General features: G+C 67.4%; 5 protein-coding genes. All 5 read left to right on the forward strand.

Translation table 11 applies throughout. The features are described from left to right. Nucleotides 1-119 (forward strand): 50S ribosomal protein L32 (gene rpmF / locus VFH59_RS18380; protein ID WP_325166387.1); only part of this gene is annotated, 119 nt, incomplete at its 5' end. A 127-nt stretch (nt 120-246) separates the two neighbouring features. Beyond that, nucleotides 247-1221: a beta-ketoacyl-ACP synthase III gene (locus VFH59_RS18385; protein WP_325166383.1), complete on the forward strand. Its 975-nt coding sequence runs from the start codon at nt 247-249 to the stop codon at nt 1219-1221. A gap of 123 nt (nt 1222-1344) precedes the next feature. Beyond that, nucleotides 1345-2283, forward strand: coding sequence for an ACP S-malonyltransferase (fabD, locus tag VFH59_RS18390; protein WP_325166384.1), 939 nt, complete (start codon nt 1345-1347; stop codon nt 2281-2283). Nucleotides 2284-2343: 60 nt separating this feature from the next. Beyond that, nucleotides 2344-3087 (forward strand): 3-oxoacyl-ACP reductase FabG, encoded by a 744-nt coding sequence (gene fabG, locus VFH59_RS18395; protein ID WP_325166385.1) that lies wholly within the window; start codon nt 2344-2346, stop codon nt 3085-3087. A gap of 193 nt (nt 3088-3280) precedes the next feature. After that, nucleotides 3281-3511 (forward strand): acyl carrier protein (acpP, locus tag VFH59_RS18400; RefSeq protein ID WP_325166386.1); only part of this gene is annotated, 231 nt, incomplete at its 3' end.

Raw genomic sequence — 3511 nt, forward strand, 5'->3', positions numbered from 1 at the left:
TGCAGCTGGCGACCGACCCGACCAGCGGCGAGGTGCATCTGCGCCACCACGTCACCAAGGACGGCTACTACCGCGGCAAGAAGGTGATCGACACCGCTGCGGCCGTCGACGCCGAATAAGCACCGTCCCAAGGACGCAAGCAGAGCGGCGCGGTGACGCGCCGCTTTGCGTTTCGGCGTCCGCAAACGTAACGTTGCGGATCCGGCGTGGCCTGGCCATCGCCGCCCGCCTGCAGATGGATAGCCCATGGCTTCGACCTACGCCCGCATTTCCGGCACCGGCAGCGCGCTGCCCGAGCGTGTGCTGACCAACGCCGACCTGGAACAGTTCGTCGAAACCAGCGACGAGTGGATCCAGTCGCGCACCGGCATTCGCCAGCGCCATGTGGCGGCCGACGGCCAGACCACCGGCGATCTGGCCTTCCTGGCGGCACAGCGCGCGCTCGAAGCCGCCGGCGTCAAGGCCTCCGAGCTCGACCTGATCGTCCTGGGCACCACCACGCCCGACCTGATCTTTCCCTCCACCGCCTGCCTCGTGCAGCACCGCCTCGGTGCCAATGGCTGCGCAGCGTTCGACGTCAACGCGGCTTGCTCGGGCTTCGTCTACGCACTGGGCATCGCCGACAAGTTCATCCGCAGCGGGCAATCGAAGAAGGTGCTGGTGATGGGCGCCGAGACGCTCACCCGCATGGTCGACTGGACCGAGCGCGAAACCTGCGTGCTGTTCGGCGACGGTGCCGGCGCGGTGGTGCTGGAGGCCAGCGACGAGCCGGGCATCTACGCCACCTGCCTGCATGCCGACGGCGGCTACAAGGAATTGTTGTGGAACCCGGTCGGTGTCTCCGTCGGTTTCCGCGACGAGCCCAACCACGGCGTGCGCATCAAGATGGCTGGCCGCGAAGTCTTCAAGGTCGCGGTCAAGACGCTTGACTCGCTGGTCGAGCAGACCTTGCAGGCCGGCGGTCTGGAGGCCTCGCAGCTGGACTGGCTGATTCCGCACCAGGCCAACCTGCGCATCATCGAAGCGACCGCCAAGCGGCTGAACATGTCGATGGAGCAGGTGATCGTGACGGTCGACAAGCACGCCAACACCTCGTCCGGCTCGGTGCCGCTGGCGCTGGACTACGCGGTGCGCTCGGGCAAGGTGCAGCGCGGACAGAACCTGCTGCTGGAAGCCTTCGGCGGCGGTTTCACCTGGGCTTCGGCGCTGCTGCGCTACTGAGTCCGACCGCCCCTCACGCGATGCCGCCTACGGGCGGCATCGTCGTTTCCGCTGCCCGATACGGCTGCGTACGCGCGCGCCTGCTGGCATCATCGCCTCTTTGCCCTTGACGGACCGACACCGATGACCGACACCCCCGCCTCGCTCGCCTTCGTCTTTCCCGGTCAGGGCTCGCAATCGGTCGGCATGCTGGCCGACCTTGCTGCCGCGCATGCGGAAGTGCGGGCGACCTTCGAGGAAGCTTCGCAAGGCGCGGGCGTCGACCTGTGGCAACTCAGCCAGCAGGGTCCGGAAGACCAGCTCAACCGCACCGAGAACACCCAGCCCGCGCTGCTGGCGGCGAGCGTCGCCGTGTGGCGCGTGTGGGGCAAGCTCGGTGGCGCGCGGCCTGCGCAGCTGGCCGGTCACAGTCTGGGCGAGTACAGCGCGCTGGTCTGCGCCGGCGCACTTTCCCTGCACGATGCGGCCGCCCTGGTGGCCGAGCGCGGTCGCCTGATGCAGGCGGCGGTGCCGTCTGGCGTCGGCGCGATGGCGGCGATTCTCGGCGGGGACGATGCGCAGATCGCGCAGGTGTGCGAAGAGGTCGCGCAAGGCCAGGTGGTCTCGCCCGCCAACTACAACTCGCCCGGGCAGCTGGTGATCGCCGGCAATGCCGAGGCGGTCGACCGTGCACTGGCCAGGCTCGCCGAACTGGGCGTGAAGAAGGCGGTCAGGCTGGCGGTATCGGTGCCCTCACACTGTGCACTGATGCGCGAGGCTGCCGATCGGCTCGGTGAGCGCATGGCCACCATCGAGTGGTCGCTGCCCGCCATCCCCGTGGTGCAGAACGCCGAGGCGCGCAGCTACGGCAGCGTGGAGGAGATCCGCGGCGCGCTGCAGCGGCAGCTCTACCTCCCGGTCCGCTGGACCGAATGCGTGCAGGCCCTCGCCCGAAACGGTGCCACCCGCGTGCTCGAATGCGGCCCGGGCAAGGTGCTCGCAGGCCTGATCAAGCGCATCGACAAGGGCCTGGATGCGCGCGCCATCGGCGCACCCGCCGAAATCGAAGCGGCGCTGGCTTGAACCACCATTGAGCGGACGGGCCATGTGCCCCTCCCGAGATTCCTGCAGAAGGGCATGACGATGAGCAAGATCCTGGAAGGAGAAATCGCGCTGGTCACCGGCGCCAGCCGCGGCATCGGTGCGGCGATCGCCGACGAGCTGGCGGCCATGGGCGCCACCGTGATCGGTACTGCCACCAGCGAGAACGGCGCCAGGGCCATCGGCGATCGCCTGGCGGCGCAGGGTGGCCATGGCCGCGTGCTGGATGTCACCGACGGCGCCGCGGTCGAGGCGCTCATCGATGCGATCGGCAAGGAGTTCGGCGCCGTCTCGATCCTGGTCAACAACGCCGGCATCACCCGCGACCAGCTGCTGATGCGCATGAAGGACGAGGACTGGCAGGCCATCATCGATACCAACCTGACCTCGGTATACCGCACCTCCAAGGCGGTCATGCGCGGCATGATGAAGGCGAGGAAGGGCCGCATCATCTCGATCGCCTCGGTGATCGGCCTGACCGGCAACCCGGGCCAGGCGAATTACGCGGCGGCCAAGGCCGGCATCATCGCTTTCTCCAAATCGCTTGCCCGCGAGATCGGTTCGCGCGGCATCACGGTGAACGTGGTCGCGCCCGGCTTCATCGATACCGACATGACGCGTGCGCTGCCGGAGGAGTCGAAGCAGGCGCTGCTGGGGCAGATCGCGCTGGGCCGGCTGGGCGAGGCGAGCGACATCGCCAGGGCCGTGGGTTTCCTTGCCTCGCCGGCGGCGGCCTACATCACCGGCGAAACCCTACACGTCAACGGCGGCATGTACATGCCCTGACGTATGGCGCGACTGTCGCCAACGACTCGTTTTTAGGCGACAATTGACCTTTCGTACCGGGCCGAAAGCCCGGGCGTTTCATACTGCCGGCGTAGCCATGGCGGCCTGGCCGCTAAGCCACTACAATTCGCCGGCCTTTGCCGGACCCGTGCCGGCCCGACAAAAAAGCACACCCCTTGGGAGGTTTGGCAACATGAGCACCATCGAAGAGCGCGTCAAGAAGATCGTCATCGAGCAGCTGGGCGTGAAGGAAGACGAAGTCACGGCGAACGCTTCGTTCGTTGACGACCTGGGCGCCGATTCGCTGGACACGGTGGAACTGGTGATGGCCCTCGAGGAAGAGTTCGAGACCGAGATCCCGGACGAAGAGGCCGAGAAGATCACCACCGTTCAGCAGGCCGTGGACTACATCAAGGCCCACACC

This window comes from Frateuria sp. (assembly GCF_035695185.1).
GTDB lineage: Bacteria > Pseudomonadota > Gammaproteobacteria > Xanthomonadales > Rhodanobacteraceae > Frateuria_A.